Source organism: Micromonospora foliorum (genome assembly GCF_022229015.1).
In the GTDB taxonomy this organism is placed as follows: Bacteria; Actinomycetota; Actinomycetes; order Mycobacteriales; family Micromonosporaceae; genus Micromonospora; species Micromonospora foliorum.
Genome location: NZ_JAKKFF010000576.1, coordinates 1 through 18,043, shown reverse-complemented (window position 1 = coordinate 18,043; position 18,043 = coordinate 1). Strand labels below are relative to the sequence as shown.

Below are 18,043 nucleotides of genomic sequence, written 5' to 3'. Positions count from 1 at the left end.
CTTGAGCAAGACTGTGGTCCACGTGCTCCGGCACGGTGAGGTGTACAACCCCGACCAGATCCTCTACGGACGGCTGCCCGGTTTCCGCCTCTCCGAGCTGGGCGTGCAGATGGCCAAGGCCGCCGCGCAGGGCCTGGCCGAGCGGGAGATCGTGCACGTGGTGGCCAGCCCGCTGGAGCGCGCCCAGCAGACCGCCGAGCCGATCGCCGCCCAGTTCGGGCTGCCGGTCGGGGTGGACGAGCGGCTGATCGAGAGCGCCAACTGGTTCGAGGGCAAGAAGGTCTCCCCGGGCGACGGGTCGTTTCGCGACCCGCGCAACTGGTGGGTGCTGCGCGACCCGGTGACCCCGTCCTGGGGTGAGGCGTACCGGGTGATCGCCGAGCGGATGTTCGCCGCCGTGCACGCCGCCCGGGTCGCCGCCGAGGGCCGCGAGGCGGTGCTGGTGTCGCACCAGCTCCCGATCTGGACGCTGCGCCGCTACGTCGAGCGCAAGCGGCTCTGGCACGACCCGCGCAAGCGGCAGTGCGGGCTGGCGAGCCTCACCTCGTTCCACTTCGACGGCGCGAAGGTGGCGGGCATCGGCTACAGCGAGCCGGCCGCGCACCTGATCGCTCTCTCCGCGACCGCCCGGACGGCCAAGGGGGCCTGATGAACGCCCGGAGGTGGACCGCGGGTCTGCTCGCCACCGTCGCCGCGGTGGCGCTGGTCGGCTGCACGTCCTCCAAGGCGCAGGAGAAGACCTGCACGACCACCACCGACGGGATCTTCGAGTGCGCACCGGACCAGCGCTCCGCACCCCCGAAGGTCGCCGGTGAGCTGCTGCTCGGCGGCACCTACGACGTCAGCGAGGCGCGCGGTCAGGTCGTGGTGGTCAACTTCTGGGGTTCCTGGTGCGCGCCGTGCCGCGCCGAGGCGGACGACCTGGAAGCCGTCTACCAGGCCACCAAGGGTTCCGGGGTGAACTTCCTCGGCATCAACGTCCAGGACCAGCGGGACAAGGCCAAGGCGTTCGAGAAGGGCCGGGTCACCTACCCGAGCCTGTACGACCCGTCGAGCAAGACGGCACTCGCGCTGGACATCCCGCCGAACAGCGTGCCGGCGACGGTGGTGCTCGACCGGGACGGCCGGATCGCGGCGGTGATCCGGGCCGCCGTCAAACAGGAGGGCCTGCAACCGATCGTCGAACGGATCGCCGCCGAGAAGCCGGCGCCGAACTGATGGGCGAGACCTTCCGGGAGTTGGCCCTCAGTGGGCCGCTGCTGCTCGCCATCGGCGCGGCGGCGCTCGCCGGCCTGGTCAGCTTCCTCTCCCCGTGCGTGCTTCCGCTCGTCCCCGGTTACCTGTCGTACGTGACCGGCCTGGCCGGCGCCGACCTGGAGGGCCGCCGACCGGCGGCCGATCCCGCACTGGCCACCGGCGGAGTCGCGGTCAAGGAACGGGTCGCGCGGGTCGGCGCGGTCAAGGGGCGGGTGCTCGCCGGGACGCTGCTCTTCATCGGCGGCTTCACAGTCGTCTTCGTGGCCACCGCGATCCTCTTCGCCAGCATCGGCCGGGTGTTCTTCGACTACAAGCGCGAGTTGCAGATCGGCGTCGGCGTGCTGGTCATCGTGGCGGGGTTGAGCTACCTCGGGATGATCCCCGCCCTGCAACGGGAGTTCCGGATCTCCCGGCTGCCGTCGGCCGGGCTGCTCGGCGCACCGGTCTTCGGGGCGGTCTTCGCGCTCAGCTGGGTGCCCTGCACCGGCCCCACGCTCGGCGCGGTGATGGGCATGGCCACCGCCAGCGGCCAGAGCGACCGCGCGGTGGTGCTCGCCGTGGCGTACTGCCTCGGGTTGGGGATTCCGTTCATCGTCTTCGGGCTGGGCTTCGAACGCCTGCTCGGGGTCTTCCGCGCCGTCCGGCGCAACAGCCGCTGGGTCACCCGGGTCGGCGGCGCCCTGCTCATCCTGATCGGCCTGGCCCTGGTCACCGGCGGATGGCAGAGCTTCGTGATCTGGTTGCAGACCACCGTCGGGGTGGGCGAGGTGAGCATCTGATGACGGTCGTCGACGACCGACCGGAGACCGTGGCGCCCGCGCCGCGCCGCCGGCCCAACCGGCTGCTGGCCCTGCTGCGCAACTCGTGGCGGCAGCTCACCAGCATGCGTACGGCGCTGATCCTGCTCTTCCTGCTCGCGATCGCCGCCATCCCCGGTTCGGTGCTGCCGCAGCGCGGGATCAGCCCGGAGAAGGTCAACGAGTACTTCGTCGACCACCCGGACTGGGCCCCCCGACTGGACCGGATCGGCGCGTTCGAGGTCTTCGGGTCGGTCTGGTTCTCCGCGATCTACCTGTTGCTGTTCATCTCCCTGATCGGCTGCATCACGCCCCGGCTGCGCGACCACGTCCGCGCGCTGCGGTCCCGGCCGCCGGCCGCGCCGAAGCGGATGGCCCGGCTGCCGCAGCACACCGTGTTGCCCGCCCCGCCCGGTGGCGCGGCGGCGGTCGCCGAGGCGCTGCGCAAGCGCCGCTGGCGCGTCGAGGTGCGCGGCGACGAGGTCTCTGCCGAGAAGGGCTACCTCAAGGAGACCGGCAACCTGCTGTTCCACACCTCGCTGATCGCGGTGCTGATCGGCGTGGCGCTCGGCTCGTGGTACGGCTGGAGCGGCAACCGGCTGCTGGTGGCCGGCGCGGACAACGCGTTCTGCAACACCCGCCAGCAGTACGCCGAGGCGAAGCTCGGCCCCCAGGTGGACAGCGCCGACCTGCCCCGCTTCTGCCTGCGGCTGGACGACTTCGAGGCCCGTTTCCTGCCGTCCGGCCAGCCGGAGTTCTTCAACGCCACGGTCACCGTCGACGGCCCGGACGAGCCGACCCGCAGCGCGGACTTCTCGGTGAACTCGCCGCTGCGCCTGAACGACGCGAGCGTCTACCTGCTCGGCCACGGGTACGCCCCGGTGATCCGCTACACCGACCGCTTCGGCAACAGCCAGATCAGTGACGAGCCGTTCCTGACCACCGGCGACATGGGCCTGACCAGCGAGGGGCTGGCGGCCTTCCCGGACGCGAACGTCGACCCGGCGACAGGCCGGCGCGCACCGGATCAGCAGATGGCGTTCACCGGCATCTACCTGCCCACGGCGCCCGAGCAGGCGCCCTTCGTCCGCTCGCAGTACCCGACCGAGCGCAACCCGGCGCTGAACCTGGTCGCCTACCGCGGCAACCTCGGCCTGGACGCCGGCATCCCCGGTTCGGTCTACCAACTCGACCAGCGGCAGGTGCGGACCGGCAAGGTCAAGGAGGTCGGCACCAAACTGCTCCGCAAGGGCGAGACCTGGAAGCTGGACGACGGCACGACCGTCGAGTTCCTGGGCACCGAGCGGTACGTCACCCTCTCCATCCGGCACGATCCCGGCTCGACGATGCTGCTGGTCAGCTGCGGCGTCCTGCTGGTCGGGCTGATGGGTTCACTGTTCGGGAAGCGCCGCCGGGTCTTCTTCCGGGTGGTGCCGGGCGACCCCGGGGAAGGATCTCCGACGAGCGGTAGTAGCTTGATGGAGGTCGGTGGGCTGCCGCGTACCGACTACCCAGGGTTCGCCGACGAGTTCACCCAGCTCGTCGCCGCCGTCAGCGGTGCCGAACGGCCTGAAGCTGACTCCACTGAGCGGGCCGGCGTGCGAGAAGGAGCCGAGTGATGTCCGCACTCTCCGACAATCTGGTGACCTTCGCGATCCTGGCGTACCTGATCGCGATGATCGGCCACGCCGTCGAGTACGCGCTGGGCAACGTGCGTACCCGGGTCGCCGCGGCGGCTCCGGTGCGCGAGTTGGTCGGTGCCGGCGGTCCCGTTCCGACGCCGCCCACGCCGGTCCCGTCGCCGCCCCCGGCCGACCGCTCCGCCGGGCGGGCCCGGCTGGCGGGCCTGATCGGGGTGGGCGCCACCGCGGTCGCCGCCGCGCTGCACCTGGCCGCGCTTGTCACCCGTGGGCTCGCCGCAGACCGGATGCCCTGGGGCAACATGTACGAGTTCGTGCTCACGGTGACGTTCATCGGGGTCGCCGCCTGGCTGGTGGTGCTCTGGAAGCGACCGTCGCTGCGCAAGCTCGGGCTCTTCCTCACCCTGGTGATGGTGCTGCTGGTCGCCACCGCCGAGCTGGTGCTGTACGTGCCGATCGTGCCGCTGGTGCCGGCTCTCAACTCGTACTGGTTCGTCATCCACGTCTCGACGATCGTCTTCGCGTCCGGCATCTTCCTGCTCGGCGTGGTGCCGGCGGTCGGCTTCCTGATGCGCAACGGGTACGAGCAGGGCAAGCGGAGTTTCCCGTACACGCTGGCCAAGCGGCTGCCCGCCGCAGTCGGCCTGGAGCGGCTGACCTTCGCGCTGCACGCCTTCGCGTTCCCGATCTTCACCTTCGCGGTGATCGCCGGCGCCATCTGGGCCGAGGCGGCCTGGGGCCGGCCGTGGGGCTGGGACCCGAAGGAGACCTGGGCGTTCATCTCCTGGGTGGTGTACGCCGGCTACCTGCACGCCCGCGCGACGCCCAGCGTCAAGCGCAACGTGGCCACCTGGATCGCGGTGCTCGGCTTCCTCACCATGCTGATGAACCTGTTCGGCGTGAACATCTTCTTCACCGGCCTGCACTCGTACGGCGGGCTGGACTGACCCTGGCAACGCGGTGCGGGCCGGTCACGGATTCGTCCGTGACCGGCCCGCGTTGTTCAGGCGACCGTGGTCAGCTCACCGTGACCGGCGCGATGTCGTTGCCCGGGTTGTCGTCCACCCGGGGGTAGCGGCTCGCCGGCTGGACCTCCCCGGCGGACCCGCCGAGGCTGTCGATCCGTAGGTCGAAGGTGGCCGTCCTGCTGATCCCGGCGGGGAACACGGCTCCCGGGCCACTGCAGCGCCAGGTCTTCGGGGTCGTTGCGCCGTCCTCCTCCTCGCCGCCGTACGACCCGCAGCCCGGCGGGTCGGCCAGCACGGTGACCCCGGCGGGTGGGGTGAAGAGGAAGTCGCCGACCGTGTCGCCGGAGTTCGTGCCATCGGGCACACCCGGCCCGTCGTTACGGATGCCCACGGTGACCTGGACGGTGTCGCCGACGGCACCGGTCACGGTCGCGCCCTGGGCGACGATGTCGAAGGCGCTCTGGACCTCCCACAGGTAGGTCTGACCGCCGGCGCCGTCCACCTCGACCGGGATCACGCCGAGCGGCGTACCGACCGCCCGCAGCCGCAGCGCCTGGTCGGCGTCGCGGCTCCTGAGCTTCACCCCGCTCGGGAGCGGGCCCACGCTGGCCAGCGGCTCCACGAACTGGGTGATCCGCTTGTCGCCGAGCGTCGCCGGGCCGACCGTGGTGGGGAGCCCGCCCCGCAGCTCGTGCCGCTGACCGGGCGCGAACGTGCCCCGAACGGTGCAGACGACGACGGTGGCGAGCACCTGGTCGGTGCCGTATCGGCAGTTGCGGTAGCTGGCCGGCACGAGGCCCACCGGGAAGCGCATGGTGAGCCGCAGGTCCACGGCCGGCTGGTCGCCGGCATTGACCACCGCCACCGCGAGGGGGAGCGTGTCACCCACCTCGACGCCGGTCACGTACTCGTCGACCATGTCGAGCAGGTCGGGCCCGGACCGCACGGTGACCGTCGCCTGCTGGGCGTACGCCTCGGTCTGGTCGCCGAACGCCGTGTAGTCGAGCGTGCCGGTCGCGCCCTCGACGGCACCCGGCGCGGCCCGGAACACCACCGGCACGGTGCCGGTGAGCGTGCCGAACTCGTCGACGGCCGTCGGCGGCATCGGGCAGGTCACCGAGGTGCCGGCGGTGACGCAGAAGTCGGGGAAGCTGGCGGTGGCCACGCCCGCCAGGCCGGTCAGGTCGAGGGTCACCCGGGGCTGGCTGGCCCCGGTGCTGCTCAGGGTCAGCGGCACCGTCCGGCTGGGAGCGCCGGCCGCGCCGAGCGACACATCGCCCAGGGAGCCACTGACCCAACCCGGGTCGTCCTCGGCGGAGGCGGGCGTTGGCGCCACGCCGATCATCGCCGTCGTCACGACCAGCGTGGTCAGACCGCGCAGGAGCCTGCCACGCGTAACGCGCACAGATGTCAACCGATCTCCTTGGTGAGGGGTGAGCCGGTCGGAGGAAGCCGGAGCCGCCTCGCTCCCGGCCCGACCGGCATCCATGATCTTAGAGATCACCTGTGACAGTTCTCGATGGGTCGTCCGAGTCGCGATATCCGTCGAAACAGGACTCGGTTGGTGACCGCCGCGCCGGTCGGCCGTTGATCCACTCGGCTTTCGGGAAGTGGGGGTGTCCTGCGCCCGGGGACGCCGCGACTTCCGGAAAGCCGAGTGGATCTTGTGGTGGCGTCCGCCCGAGCCGGGCGGTCAGACCGGGTCGCAGCTCGCGTTACCCCCCGATATGCGCGTCATGGGGTGACGCAGCGTTGAGCGCTCGCTACCGTGCGGCAGGTGGGTCGGGTGACCCACCGTTCGCGGCGGAAGGTGGAGCGCAGTGACCACAGTGGTGTCCACAGCGATGCTGATCCGGGAGCAGCTCCGGCGGTCGCGGCTCGCGGCCGGGCTGACTCAGGAGGAGTACGGCAAACGGGCGCACTACTCGCCGTCCATGGTGTCGGCCGTCGAGCTGGGGCAGACGGCACCCAACGAGGCGTACCTGAAGCGAGCCGACGAGGTGCTCGACACCGGCGGCCTGCTGGTCTCGCTGCGCGAGCTGGGCCGGCGCGACGGCGAGCCGGTCTGGTTCCGCCCCTGGCTGGAGGTCGAACGGGTCGCCACCCAACTGCGCTGCTTCGAGGCGACGATGATTCCCGGGCTGTTGCAGACCGCCGACTACGCCCGGGCGGTGTTCCGGCTCGACCTGGGGCTGACCGCCGACCGGGTGGAGGAGTTGGTGGCGGCCCGGCTGGAGCGGCAGGCGATCCTCGACCGGGAGCACCCGCCGCAGCTCACCGCGGTGATCGACGAGGCCGCGTTGCAGCGCTTCGCGGAGGGCTGCGCCGGGGTGCTGGCCGAGCAGGTGCGGCACCTGGTGGCGTGCGCCCGCCGCCCGCACATCAGGGTGCACGTGCTGCCGCAGGGCGTGGGCCTGCACGCCGGTCTCTTCGGGCCGTTCATCCTCGGCCGCACCGCCGACGGCAGTTGGCTCGGCTTCCTCGACAACCAGACCGGCGGCACCGCCGTGGACGACATCAACGAGGTGGCGACCCTGCTCGGAAGGTGGGAGAGTCTGCGCAGTGACGCGCTGCCCCGGCAGCAGTCGATCGACCTGCTCGAGGAGATCGTGAAGCCATGGATCTGACCGGAGCCCGCTGGCACAAGTCCACCCGGAGCGGCAACAACAGTGGCGCCTGCGTCGAGGTCGCCGACAATCTGCCCGGCCGGGTGCACGTCCGCGATTCCAAGGACCGCGACGGCGGCCTGCTGACCTTCACCCCGGCGGCATGGCGGGCCTTCGTCGAGCTGGCCCGCACCCACTGACCGTCGGCTCAGCCCGGTTGCCGCCGGCCTCCCCGCACCGCACCTGGGCTACCCGGCCGCTCGGAGAGGCCGGTCTCGTCGTGCTGGTCTTCCGTGGGGTCGCCGCCGCCGAGCTGGCCGACCCGGCGCGCACGTCCTCCACCTCGACCCGCTGGTCCACCCCCGGCGACGACCCGGAGGTCTTGCTCGCCGCCCGCGATCAGCCGCCGAACCAGCCGGGCACGTCGAGCCGGAACCAGTTGGCCGAGGCCATCGTGCGCAGGTCGTCCTCCAGGGCGGTGACCCGTTCCGGGCCGAGGGTGTCGGTCCACTGTGCCCGCAGCCGGTCGAAGATCTCGGCCGAGCGGCGTAGCCCGTCGGCGCCGCGCGGGGTCACCCGGACCAGCCGGCGTCGGGCGTCGGAGGGATCGTCGACCCGCTCCAGGTAGCCGACGGCGACCAACCGGTCGACGGTCTTGCCCGCTGCCTGTTTGGAGATGCCCAGCCGCTGGCCCAGCTCGGTGGCGGTGGTGCCGTCCGCGCCGACGGCCTGGAGCACGAACCCGTGCAGTGGCCGCAGCTCCGGATGCCCCTCCCGGGCCAGTTCGGCGTGCAGATCGTCGATAAGCGTCCGGAAGCCGGCCAACAGCAGCAGCGGTAGCTGGAAGCCGGGCCGGGCGGGTTCAGGGGTTGCCACGTTCGTCAACCACGTTTACTATTCCGTCAACCACGTTGACTATCTTACGGGACGCGGCCCGCCGTTCCCCACCGCCGCCCCTCCCCACCGCCACTGCTCCGCACCGCCGCCCCTTCCCGCCGCCGCCTTGGAAAGCAGGTCACCATGCCCGTCTTCACCGCCCACACCGCCGAGACCGCGCCCACCCCCGCCCGACGAGCCATCGAGGGAGTACGCCGCCAGTTCGGCTGGCTGCCGACACCGGTGGCGCTGATGGCCGAGTCACCGCAGTTGCTCGCCGGGTTTCTCACCGCCAACGCGGGCTTCGAGCAGACCGATCTCACGCCGCTGGAGCGGGAGGTGGTCGTCCTCGCCGTCGCCACCACCAACGAGTGCCACGTCTGCGTCGCCCTGCACACCGGCACGCTCACCCGACTCGGTGCGACCGCCGAGCTGATCACCGCGCTGCGTGCCGGCTCGGTGCTACCCGAACCGCGACTGGAGGCGCTGCGCCGGTTCACGCTGGCCGTGCTCCAGCACCGGGGCGCAGTGCCGGACGACCAACTGGACGACTTCCTGACCGCCGGCTACCAGCCCCGGCACGCGCTGGACGTGGTGCTCGGCGTCGGCGCGTACACGATCTCGACCTTCGCCAACCGGCTCACCCGGGCACCGCTCGACCCGCCCCTGGCCGCCCACGCCTGGACGCCCGCAGCCTGACCGCTGGTGGCCGCTGCTCAGGCCGCCCCGAGGAAGTCACGCAGGAGGGCGAGCATCTCGTCCGGACGCTCCTCGTACAGCCAGTGCCCGCAGTCCTCGATCACCTCGCCGCGGACCGTGTCGGCGTACCGGCGGACCTGCTCGGCGATCTGCCCACCGAGGCTGGCCGCCGCGCCGACGGCCAGCACCGGCATCTCCAGCTTCATCTCCCGGTACGCGGCGTTGTCGGCGACGTCCTGCTCGAAGGCCCGGAAGTAGGCGAAGCTGGCCCGCAGGTGCGCCGGGTCGCGCAGGTGGCTGGCGAACTCCTCGATGTCGGGCGCGGCGATGCTGCCCTTGCGCACCATCAGGGCGTCGGTGAACCGGTCCACCCAGAGCGACTCCCGCCCGTTGACCAGCGCCTCCGGAAGCCCGTTGCCGAGGGAGAAGTAGCCGAAGTTCCACACCCCGGGCCCGGCCGAGGTGAGCGCGGGGAACGTGTAGATGCTCTCGTCGGGGATCGGTGCCTCGGTGAGCACCAGCCGACTCACCCGCTGCGGATGAGCGGCGGCGTACGCGTACGCCACCATGGTCCCCAGGTCGTGCCCGACCAGCCGGAGGTCACCGACCAGGCCGAGCTGGTCGAGCAGGCCGTGCAGGTCGGCGGCGACGGTCTTCTTGTCGTACCCGCCGGCCGGGGCGTCGCTGCCCCCGAAGCCGCGCAGGTCGGGCGCGACCACGTCGAAGGAGCGCCCCAACTCGGGCAGCAGGTGCCGCCACATGTACCAGCACTGCGGATACCCGTGCAGTAGCACCAGTGGCGGGCCGGCACCGCCACGGACGTAGTTCATGCTGATCTGGCCGACCCGCGCCCGTTGCTCGGTGAATCCCGCCGGGACCCGCTCCCCGCCCATCGCCGCCTCCGTCCGCCGGCCGCTCGGCTACCCGCTCAACCGCCCGCCATGCCCGCAGGGTGCGGGCGTCACGGCAGGGCCGGGGTCAGACTGCCGCTGTCGTCGAGGGCGGCGAGGACGGAATCCAGCAGGCCAGGAAACCGGGCGTCGAGGTCCTCCCGGCGCAGCGTGTGCAGGATGATCCGCCCTTCCCGGCGGGCCCAGAGCACACCGCCCTCGCGCAGTACCCGCCAGTGGTGGCTGGCGGTCGAGGGGGAGACATCCGGCAACGTGGTGGAGCAGGTGAGTTCCTCGCCGCCGGCCAGCCTCTTGACGATCCGTAGGCGGATCGGGTTGGCCAGTGCCTCCAGCACCGAGTCGATGCGCAGGTCCTCTCGACCCGGGTGAACGAAGCCCTTCATGGTTCGACTATACGTGAACCAACCAACAGTCGAACGATCGTGACCCAGGTCATCGTCCGACCCGTTGCCGCCCCCACATTATGGCTTCTAATGTTCACGTACATACGAACAATCGTGGGGAGAGTTGAACGATGAGCGCTTACATGATCATCAGTGTCACGCCGGAGGACGCCGAGAAGATGACGGCCTACGAGGCGCGGACGCTGGAGGTGGTGGCCCGGTTCGGCGGTCGCCCGGTAGCCCGGGACACCAACCCCCTGGTGCTGGAGAGCGACCACAAGCCCGCCATCGCGGTGGTCCTCGAATTCCCCGACAAGCAGGCGATCCTGGACTTCTACCACTCCCCGGAGTACGCGCCGCTCAAGGAGTTCCGGCACACCTTCGCCAGGGCGAGCGCCCTCGTCATGGACGCGGACATCGTCTGAGGCCCGGCTTGGTGTGAGCGGGGGCGTCACCGCGGATGCCCCGGCTCACACCACCCGGCCTGGTCGGCCGCAGACGCGGTGCGGGAGACTGGGCGACATGGCGGCTCGTGGCTTCCCGTACACCGATCTCAAGGACTTCATCGCGGCGCTGGAGCGCGCGGGGGAGTTGCGCCGGATCGACGTCCCGGTCGATCCGACCCTGGAGATCAGCGAGGTGGTCACCCGCACGGTGCGGGCCGGCGGCCCGGCGCTGCTCTTCGAGCGTCCGACCCGGGGCGAGATGCCGGTGGCGATCAACCTGTTCGGCACCGAGAAGCGGATGGCGATGGCCCTCGGCGTCGACTCGCTGGACGAGGTCGGTGCCCGGATCGGCGCGTTGATCAAGCCGGAGCTGCCGGTCGGCTGGTCGGGCATCCGGGAGGGTCTCGGCAAGGTCATGCAGCTCAAGTCGGTGCCGCCGCGCAAGGTGAAGACCGCCCCCTGCCAGGAGGTCGTCTACCGGGGCGAGGACGTCGACCTCAACCGACTGCCGGGGTTGCAGGTCTGGCCCGACGACGGCGGGATCTTCCACAACTACGGGCTGACCCACACCAAGCACCCGGAGACCGGCAAGCGCAACCTCGGCCTGTACCGACTCCAGCAGCACGGCCGCAACACCCTGGGCATGCACTGGCAGATCCACAAGGACTCCACGGCGCACCACGCGGTCGCCGAACGGCTCGGGCAGCGCCTCCCGGTCGCGATCGCGATCGGCTGCGACCCGGTCGTCTCGTACGCGGCCAGCGCGCCCCTGCCCAGCGACATCGACGAATACCTGTTCGCCGGGTTCCTGCGCGGCGAGCGGGTGGAGATGGTCGACTGCCTCACCGTGCCGTTGCAGGTGCCGGCGCACGCGCAGATCGTGCTGGAGGGTTACCTGGAGCCGGGTGAGCGGCTGCCCGAGGGGCCGTTCGGCGACCACACCGGTTTCTACACGCCGGTCGAGCCGTTCCCCGTGCTGCACATCGAGGCAATGACCATGCAGCGCAAGCCGGTCTACCACTCGATCGTCACCTCGAAGCCGCCGCAGGAGGACCACGGCCTCGGCAAGGCCACCGAGCGGATCTTCCAACCGCTGCTCAAGCTCATGATCCCGGACATCGTCGACTACGACCTGCCGGCCGCCGGCGTCTTCCACAACTGCGCGATCGTCTCCATCCGCAAGCGCTACCCGAAGCACGCGCAGAAGGTGATGAACGCGATCTGGGGCGCGCACCTGATGTCGCTGACCAAGCTGATCGTGATCGTCGACGAGGACTGCGACGTGCACGACTACAACGAGGTCGCCTTCCGGGCCTTCGGCAACGTCGACTACGCCCGTGACCTGCTGCTCACCGAGGGGCCGGTGGACCACCTCGACCACTCGTCGTACCAGCAGTTCTGGGGCGGCAAGGCTGGCGTCGACGCGACCCGCAAGCTGCCCACCGAGGGCTACACCCGCGGGTGGCCGGAGGAGATGAGCATGAGCCCGGAGGTCACGGCGCTTGTCGACAAGCGCTGGAAGGAGTACGGAATCTGATGGCCGTCCTCGACGCACCGACGGCGACGCCGGGCCGGACCAAGTCCTTCCTGAAGCTCGTCGCCGTCGAGCACTCCGTGTTCGCGCTGCCGTTCGCGTTCCTCTCGGCGCTGGCCGCGATGCAGGTCACCGGTGGGCGGGTCCGGTGGCTCGACCTGCTGCTGATCACCGTGGCGATGGTCGGGGCGCGGACGTTCGCGATGGCCGCCAACCGGATCATCGACCGCCAGATCGACGCGCGGAACCCGCGTACCGCCGGGCGGGAACTGGTCACCGGAGCGGTGAGCGTGCGGACGGCCTGGACCGGCGCGGCCGTCGCGTTGGTGGTCTTCCTCGTCGCTGCCGCCCTGCTCAACCCGCTCTGTCTGGTGCTCGCGCCGCTCGCCGTGGTGCCGCTGGTCGTCTACCCGTACGCCAAGCGGTTCACCAACTGGCCGCACGCCATCCTCGGGGTCGCCCAGGCGGTCGGCCCGGTCGGCGCCTGGCTGGCGGTCACCGGCACCCTGGACGGCTCCGGGCCGGCCTGGCTGCTCGGGGCGGCCGTGGGGTTGTGGATCGGCGGCTTCGACCTGATCTACGCCTGCCAGGACTCCGAGATCGACCGGGAGATCGGCGTGCACAGCGTGCCCGCCCGGTACGGTCGGCGCTTCGCGCTGCACGCCTCCACGGTCGCGCACGTGGTGACCTTCGCGCTGTTCATCTGGTTCGGTGCGTTGATCGGTCTCGGCTGGCTCTGGTGGATCGGCCTGGCGCTGACCGCTGTGGCGTTCGGCTACCAGCACCTGGTGGTCACCCCGACCGACCTCAGCAAGGTCAACCGGGCGTTCTTCACCGCCAACGGCTTCGTCGGCATCGCACTGTTCCTCTTCGCCCTGCTCGATCTGGTGATCCGCCTCGGCCTCCGGCCCTGAGGCTGAGCCGGCCTACGGCCCTGAGGCTGAGCCGGCCTACGGCCCTGAGGCTGAGTCGGCCTACGGCCCTGAGGCTGGCGGTGCGGTGCTGACCGGGTAGCGGGCGCTCTCGAAGGTCCAGTCGACGGTCCCGCGCACGGCGCACGCGATCCCGTCGAGATGGTCGGCGACCGCTTCGTCCAACGTCGGGCCGAACGACGGCACGGCGGCTCGCAGCGCGACGAAGCGTCGCATCGCCTCCCGCCAGTGCTCGGCCGCCCGTTCGACCGCCTCCGCCTCCGGTACGGCCAGGTCGCCCTCGATGGCGAGGACGAGGTTGTGCCCGCCGGCGGTCACCCGGTCCCGTTCCAGCGAGGCCAGGTCGTTGTACCAGGAGAGCAGGTCGTTGCCGGTGCGGGCGATCTGACGCAGCAACGGGTGGTGGTAGACCGGGTCGGGCAACGGCCGGCCGCTGACGAACTCCACAAGCGGGTACGAGACCTCCGCCGCCGAGGTCGACCGACGCAGCTCGACGTACTCGTCCACGCTGGGACGGCGGCCGGCCTCCTTGTTGACCGCCTCCTGCCAGGTGCCGTCGAGGTGTCGGGCCACCGCGTCGGCGAAGCGCTGCCGCCACCGGGCCGGCATCCGGCGGCGCGGCTCCCGCCAGGCCAGCACCAGCAGTCGCCGTAGCGGGCCGGTCAGCCCGGCCTGCCGCAGCCGGGTGCCGTCGTGCAGCAGCGCCAGGGTGCCGTTGCGCAGCGCCCGGATCTGCTCCGGGGCCAACCGATTCGGCCCGTCGCAGGCGTCGTCGACCAGGAAGAACCAGGTGAACAGCGCGGCCAGCATCCGCAGGTCGGCTTCGGTCGCCTCCGGGTAGAGCCGTCCGGCGTACCGGGCGAAGGCTCCCCGGGACAGCCGGTGCAGCGCGGCGTCGTCCAGTGAGAGGCCAAGCTCGGGCAGCAGACCGAGCAGCCAGTCCTGCACGCGATCGGCGTGTGGTGGTGGAAGCCGGGGCGGGATCGGACATTCGGCACGCAGCGCCCGGAGGATCTCGCCGGTCGTCACCGATGCCTCCTCTTCGAGATGGTTCCGGTGCGAATCGCCAGCGGCAGCATGTCAGGTCGGCGGGATGTGCAGGTACCCCGCCCGACATGTCGGACCGGACCAACCCCGGGGGTGCCCACCGGCGGACCAGCCGGACCAGGCAGGCTGGGGGTATGCGGGAACCATGGGTGGTCGGGGTCTCCGGTGCCTCCGGTACGCCGTACGCGGCGGCCGTCATCGGCGGACTGCTCGACGCGGGCGAGCCGGTGGACCTGATCGTGTCCCGGGCGGCGCGACTCACCGTGCTCGACGAGACCGGCCTACCCTTCCGGGACGGGCACTGGGCCGAGGATCTTGCCGCCTGGCTCGACCGGGACCTGACCAGGGCGGATGTGCGGCACTGGCCGGCCGGCGACCTGGCCGCCGGGCCGAGCAGCGGCTCCTACCGGGTACGCGGGATGGCCGTGGTCCCGGCCAGCACGGCAGCCTGCGCGGGCATCGCGATCGGGCTCTCCAAGGACCTGTTGCAGCGCGCCGCCGAGGTCAACCTCAAGGAACGCCGTCCCGTGGTGCTGGTCCCCCGGGAGACACCGGTGACGCGCAGTCACCTGGAGCACCTCATCGCGCTGCACGACGCGGGTGCGGTGGTGCTGCCGGCCAGCCCCGGCTTCTACGGTGCCGGCGCGGCGGCCAGCGCGCAGCAACTGGTGGACTTCGTGGCCGGCAAGGTGCTGGACGCCCTCGGCGTCCCGCACACCCTGTTCCGGCGGTGGTCCGGCCAGCTCGGCGTAGCGCGGGGCTGAACCGTCCCGGTCGTGTCGGTAGTCGGCCGAAGCGGGACGCGGACCGGACTGGTGTCCGGTCCGCGTGGCGTTGTCCGCACCAGTTCAGTACATGCCGGCGTTGGCCGGACCCGGCCCCGTGGATGCCGCCGGCCCCACATTGCGTGGCTTGCCGACCTCATCCACCTCGTCCAGCATGCCCTCCCCCTCAAGCAGGGCTCGCACCTCGGATTCCCGAAACCGGCGATGCCCGCCTGGAGTCCGGATGCTTCCTATCCGGCCGGCCGCCGCCCATCTCGTCACAGTTTTCGGGTCTACCCGAAACAGCGCGGCGACCTCACCCGGTGTCAGCAGGCGATCTCCAGTGTCCACAGCCCCCTCCTCGCGTCGACGAAGCCCCCGGCTGAACACACTGCCCCCGGCTGGTGCGTAGCCCAGAGCCGTCATGAGGGACGTATGGCAATTACAGCACCAGGGACATGGCCTGTCCGCCCAAACGCGAAAAATGCACTGAGTGGGGAGTTAGTAATGTTACTGGTGCTACCGATGCCCTGACCGGCGGTTTATGAACAGTGACTCGCCGCTCAGTCCAACGGGTGCCGAACGCCGTACGTTACGCGTGAACGGTTAGGGTCACTCTCTGTGGATGCCATCGACCTGAGCCTCGTCGACCTGCTGCGCGGCAACGCCCGCCTCTCGTACGCCGAGCTGGCCCGACAGGTGGGCCTCTCGGCCCCGGCCGTGCACGAGCGGGTCGGCAAGCTGGAGAGCAGCGGGGTGGTCCGGGGCTATCGGGCGGACGTGGCCCCGGAGTCGATCGGGCTGGGTGTCACCGCGCTGATCGGCATCGTCGAGGACTCCGGTGCCGACAGTGACGACATGCTCGAGTCGCTGCGGGTGCTGCCCGAGATCGAGTCCTGCTACTTCATGGCCGGCGTGGAGTCGTTCCTCCTCAAGGCGCGGGTCGGCACGATCGCCGAGCTGGAGCAGTTGATCGTGCGGTTGAACCGGACGCCGGGGGTGGCCTCCACCCGTACCGCCATCGCGCTCTCCACCAAGTGGGAGAACCGCCCGCAGCCGGTGGGCCCGCCAGCGGCCTGACCGCCCTCGTACCCCCTGGTGTCACCCGGTCGGCCGGCGGTAGCGTGCGCCGATGACCCCTCCGGCGCGTCCCGTGGCGGTGGTGACCGGCGCGGCGGGGGGCCTGGGCCGTGCCATCGCCACCGGGCTGCACGCCGACGGCTGGTCGGTGCTGCTCACCGACCTCGACCCGGCGGCGGTGCAGAGCGCCGCGGTGCCGCTCGGCGGCTGGTCGGCCGCCCTGGACGTCCGGGACGAGGACGCCTGCGCCGCCGTCGCCGCAATCGCGGCGAGCCGGGGCGACCTCGCCCTCTGGGTCAACAACGCCGGCATCCTGGTCACCGGCGCGTCGTGGGAGCACGACGCCGCGACCCGCCGCCGGGTGCTCGACGTGAACGCCCACGGCGCCATGAACGGCACCCTCGCCGCGCTGACCGTGATGCGCGGGCAGGGCCACGGCCACGTGCTCAACGTCGTCTCGTTGGCCGGGCTGGTCGCCGCGCCCGGCGAGACGGTGTACGCGGCCAGCAAGCACGCCCTGCTGGCGTTCAGCCTCGGCACCCTGTCCGACCTGCGGATGGCCGGGTACCGGCGGGTGCACGTCTCCTGTCTCTGCCCGGACGGCATCTGGACCCCGATGCTGCACGACCGGCTGGACGACCCGGGGGCGGTGGCCTCGTTCACCGGGTCGATGCTGACCGCGCAGCGGGTGGCGGCCCGGGCGGTCCGGCTGGCCCGTCGGCCACGTCCGGTGGTCAGCCTGCCCCGCTGGCGGGGAGCGCAGGTGCGCCTGTTGGACGCGCTGCCCAGGTTGGCCGTCGCACTGACCCCGCTCGTCCGGGCCGCCGGCCGCGCCGGTCAGCGCCGCCAACGCCGCAGGTCAGCGTCACCGGACCGGCGCTGACCAGCGCTGGCCCGCTTGCTAGGTTTCCGAGCGTGACTCATCTCGACCGGTGCGACGAATCCAGCCGAACCTGGGTGACCGAGGCGATCGCCGCCGTCGAGGCGGACGCGAACCGCTCGGCCGACACCCACCTGCTGCCGTTCCCGCTGCCCCGGGAGTGGGGGATCGACCTCTACCTCAAGGACGAGTCGTCGCACCCCACCGGCTCGCTGAAGCACCGGCTGGCCCGCTCGCTGTTCCTCTACGGGCTCTGCAACGGCTGGATCGGGCCGCGCACCACGATCGTCGAGGCGTCGTCGGGTTCCACGGCGGTCTCCGAGGCGTACTTCGCCCGGATGCTGGGCCTGCCGTTCATCGCGGTGATGCCCGCCTCCACCTCGCCCGAGAAGATCGCGCAAATCGAGTTCCAGGGCGGTCGGTGCCACCTGGTGGACGACCCGGCGAGCGTGGTGGTCGAGGCCCGGTGGCTGGCCGAGGACTCCGGCGGGCACTTCATGGACCAGTTCACCTACGCGGAGCGGGCGACCGACTGGCGGGGCAACAACAACATCGCCGAGTCGATCTACGCGCAGTTGGAGCTGGAGCGGCACCCGATTCCGGCCTGGGTCGTGGTGGGCGCCGGCACCGGGGGCACCAGCGCGACCATCGGCCGCTACGCCCGGTACCGCCGGCTCGCCACCAAGCTCTGCGTGGTCGACCCGGAGAACTCGGCGTTCTACCCGGCCTGGCTGGCCGCCGACTGGTCGGTACGGACCGGGAAGGGCTCCCGCATCGAGGGGATCGGCCGGCCCACCGTGGAGGCGTCGTTCCTGCCCTCGGTGGTGGACCGGATGGTCCAGGTGCCGGACGCGGCGTCACTGGCCGCCATGCGCGCCGGATCGGCGCTGCTCGGCCGCCGGGTGGGCGGGTCCACCGGCACCAACCTGTGGGGCGCGTTCGGCCTGATCGCCGCGATGCTCGCCGAGCGTCGGACCGGCTCGGTGGTCACCCTGATCTGCGACCCGGGCGACCGTTACGTCGACACGTACTACGCCGACGACTGGGTGGCCGCCCAGGGCCTCGACCTGACCCCGCACCTCGCCACCATCGACCGCTTCCTGGCCAGCGGAGCCTGGCCCGCGTGAGCTGCCCAGCGGAGCCTGGCCCGCGTGAGCTGCCCAGCGGTGCCTGGCTCGCGTGAGCCAGCGGGGCCTGCTCAGCGGGGCCTGGCCTGCCGAGGG

21 protein-coding genes are annotated in these 18,043 nt (G+C 71.4%); 15 read left to right on the top strand and 6 right to left on the bottom strand.

Features of this window, described 5'->3' with window-relative positions; all coding sequences use genetic code 11:
* Position 1 precedes the first annotated feature (1 nt).
* The 5 genes from PSH25_RS32545 to ccsB are packed head-to-tail and all read left to right on the top strand — an operon-like array spanning position 2 to position 4,641.
* Positions 2-649, top strand: coding sequence for a histidine phosphatase family protein (locus PSH25_RS32545; RefSeq protein WP_091395739.1), 648 nt, complete (start codon positions 2-4; stop codon positions 647-649).
* Positions 649-1,218, top strand: a complete 570-nt coding sequence (locus PSH25_RS32540) for a TlpA family protein disulfide reductase (RefSeq protein ID WP_238662711.1) — start codon at positions 649-651, stop codon at positions 1,216-1,218. Before PSH25_RS32545 ends, PSH25_RS32540 begins: the two co-directional genes overlap by 1 nt.
* On the top strand, positions 1,218-2,036 hold the full coding sequence (locus tag PSH25_RS32535) for a cytochrome c biogenesis CcdA family protein (RefSeq protein WP_238662710.1): 819 nt from the start codon (positions 1,218-1,220) through the stop codon (positions 2,034-2,036). The genes PSH25_RS32540 and PSH25_RS32535 overlap by 1 nt, the downstream gene beginning before the upstream one ends.
* A complete protein-coding gene (gene resB / locus PSH25_RS32530; protein WP_238662709.1) occupies positions 2,036-3,673 on the top strand; it encodes a cytochrome c biogenesis protein ResB in 1,638 nt (545 codons plus the stop codon). Before PSH25_RS32535 ends, resB begins: the two co-directional genes overlap by 1 nt.
* Positions 3,673-4,641, top strand: a complete 969-nt coding sequence (gene ccsB / locus PSH25_RS32525) for a c-type cytochrome biogenesis protein CcsB (protein WP_238662708.1) — start codon at positions 3,673-3,675, stop codon at positions 4,639-4,641. The genes resB and ccsB overlap by 1 nt, the downstream gene beginning before the upstream one ends.
* A 70-nt stretch (positions 4,642-4,711) precedes the next feature.
* Here ccsB and PSH25_RS32520 read toward each other — a convergent pair whose 3' ends face one another.
* Positions 4,712-6,076 (bottom strand): COG1361 family protein, encoded by a 1,365-nt coding sequence (locus PSH25_RS32520; protein WP_238662707.1) that lies wholly within the window; start codon positions 6,074-6,076, stop codon positions 4,712-4,714.
* Between the two features lie 406 nt (positions 6,077-6,482).
* Here PSH25_RS32520 and PSH25_RS32515 point away from each other — a divergent pair, with 406 nt between their 5' ends.
* Together PSH25_RS32515 and PSH25_RS32510 are read left to right on the top strand one after the other, a co-directional pair.
* Positions 6,483-7,289 (top strand): helix-turn-helix domain-containing protein, encoded by an 807-nt coding sequence (locus tag PSH25_RS32515; RefSeq protein ID WP_238662706.1) that lies wholly within the window; start codon positions 6,483-6,485, stop codon positions 7,287-7,289.
* Positions 7,286-7,468 (top strand): DUF397 domain-containing protein, encoded by a 183-nt coding sequence (locus PSH25_RS32510; RefSeq protein WP_210858412.1) that lies wholly within the window; start codon positions 7,286-7,288, stop codon positions 7,466-7,468. Before PSH25_RS32515 ends, PSH25_RS32510 begins: the two co-directional genes overlap by 4 nt.
* Before the next feature lie 199 nt (positions 7,469-7,667).
* Here the strand turns inward: PSH25_RS32510 and PSH25_RS32505 are convergent, their stop codons facing one another.
* Positions 7,668-8,144: a MarR family winged helix-turn-helix transcriptional regulator gene (locus PSH25_RS32505; RefSeq protein ID WP_238662705.1), complete on the bottom strand. Its 477-nt coding sequence runs from the start codon at positions 8,142-8,144 to the stop codon at positions 7,668-7,670.
* 144 nt (positions 8,145-8,288) lie between these two features.
* On the opposite strand from PSH25_RS32505, the gene PSH25_RS32500 reads away from it, so the two are divergent.
* Positions 8,289-8,843: a carboxymuconolactone decarboxylase family protein gene (locus PSH25_RS32500; RefSeq protein ID WP_238662704.1), complete on the top strand. Its 555-nt coding sequence runs from the start codon at positions 8,289-8,291 to the stop codon at positions 8,841-8,843.
* A 17-nt stretch (positions 8,844-8,860) separates the two neighbouring features.
* Here PSH25_RS32500 and PSH25_RS32495 read toward each other — a convergent pair whose 3' ends face one another.
* Together PSH25_RS32495 and PSH25_RS32490 are read right to left on the bottom strand one after the other, a co-directional pair.
* Positions 8,861-9,736, bottom strand: a complete 876-nt coding sequence (locus PSH25_RS32495) for an alpha/beta fold hydrolase (protein ID WP_238662703.1) — start codon at positions 9,734-9,736, stop codon at positions 8,861-8,863.
* A 68-nt stretch (positions 9,737-9,804) separates the two neighbouring features.
* Positions 9,805-10,137, bottom strand: coding sequence for an ArsR/SmtB family transcription factor (locus PSH25_RS32490; RefSeq protein ID WP_238662702.1), 333 nt, complete (start codon positions 10,135-10,137; stop codon positions 9,805-9,807).
* Between the two features lie 131 nt (positions 10,138-10,268).
* Here PSH25_RS32490 and PSH25_RS32485 point away from each other — a divergent pair, with 131 nt between their 5' ends.
* The 3 genes from PSH25_RS32485 (at position 10,269) to mqnP (ending at position 13,031) form a co-directional block, all read left to right on the top strand.
* Positions 10,269-10,562 (top strand): DUF1330 domain-containing protein, encoded by a 294-nt coding sequence (locus tag PSH25_RS32485; RefSeq protein ID WP_238662701.1) that lies wholly within the window; start codon positions 10,269-10,271, stop codon positions 10,560-10,562.
* A 97-nt stretch (positions 10,563-10,659) separates the two neighbouring features.
* On the top strand, positions 10,660-12,120 hold the full coding sequence (locus PSH25_RS32480) for a menaquinone biosynthesis decarboxylase (RefSeq protein ID WP_238662700.1): 1,461 nt from the start codon (positions 10,660-10,662) through the stop codon (positions 12,118-12,120).
* Positions 12,120-13,031 (top strand): menaquinone biosynthesis prenyltransferase MqnP, encoded by a 912-nt coding sequence (gene mqnP, locus PSH25_RS32475; protein ID WP_238662699.1) that lies wholly within the window; start codon positions 12,120-12,122, stop codon positions 13,029-13,031. Before PSH25_RS32480 ends, mqnP begins: the two co-directional genes overlap by 1 nt.
* 60 nt (positions 13,032-13,091) lie before the next feature.
* Here mqnP and PSH25_RS32470 read toward each other — a convergent pair whose 3' ends face one another.
* On the bottom strand, positions 13,092-14,078 hold the full coding sequence (locus PSH25_RS32470; RefSeq protein WP_238662698.1) for a terpene synthase family protein: 987 nt from the start codon (positions 14,076-14,078) through the stop codon (positions 13,092-13,094).
* 152 nt (positions 14,079-14,230) lie between these two features.
* Here PSH25_RS32470 and PSH25_RS32465 point away from each other — a divergent pair, with 152 nt between their 5' ends.
* Positions 14,231-14,860: a UbiX family flavin prenyltransferase gene (locus tag PSH25_RS32465; RefSeq protein WP_238662697.1), complete on the top strand. Its 630-nt coding sequence runs from the start codon at positions 14,231-14,233 to the stop codon at positions 14,858-14,860.
* An 84-nt stretch (positions 14,861-14,944) separates the two neighbouring features.
* On the opposite strand, the gene PSH25_RS32460 is transcribed toward PSH25_RS32465, so the two are convergent.
* A complete protein-coding gene (locus tag PSH25_RS32460; protein WP_007454516.1) occupies positions 14,945-15,211 on the bottom strand; it encodes a BldC family transcriptional regulator in 267 nt (88 codons plus the stop codon).
* A 270-nt stretch (positions 15,212-15,481) separates the two neighbouring features.
* On the opposite strand from PSH25_RS32460, the gene PSH25_RS32455 reads away from it, so the two are divergent.
* Genes PSH25_RS32455 through cds1 form a run of 3 tightly spaced genes read left to right on the top strand, consistent with a single transcriptional unit; the run spans position 15,482 to position 17,947 of the window.
* Positions 15,482-15,940: an Lrp/AsnC family transcriptional regulator gene (locus PSH25_RS32455; RefSeq protein ID WP_091395696.1), complete on the top strand. Its 459-nt coding sequence runs from the start codon at positions 15,482-15,484 to the stop codon at positions 15,938-15,940.
* Between the two features lie 52 nt (positions 15,941-15,992).
* Positions 15,993-16,823 carry an SDR family NAD(P)-dependent oxidoreductase gene (locus PSH25_RS32450; protein WP_238662696.1) on the top strand — a complete coding sequence of 277 codons (831 nt, stop codon included), beginning with the start codon at positions 15,993-15,995 and terminating at the stop codon, positions 16,821-16,823.
* A gap of 32 nt (positions 16,824-16,855) precedes the next feature.
* Positions 16,856-17,947, top strand: coding sequence for an L-cysteine desulfhydrase Cds1 (gene cds1, locus PSH25_RS32445; protein ID WP_238662695.1), 1,092 nt, complete (start codon positions 16,856-16,858; stop codon positions 17,945-17,947).
* The last annotated feature ends 96 nt before the right edge of the window (positions 17,948-18,043 follow it).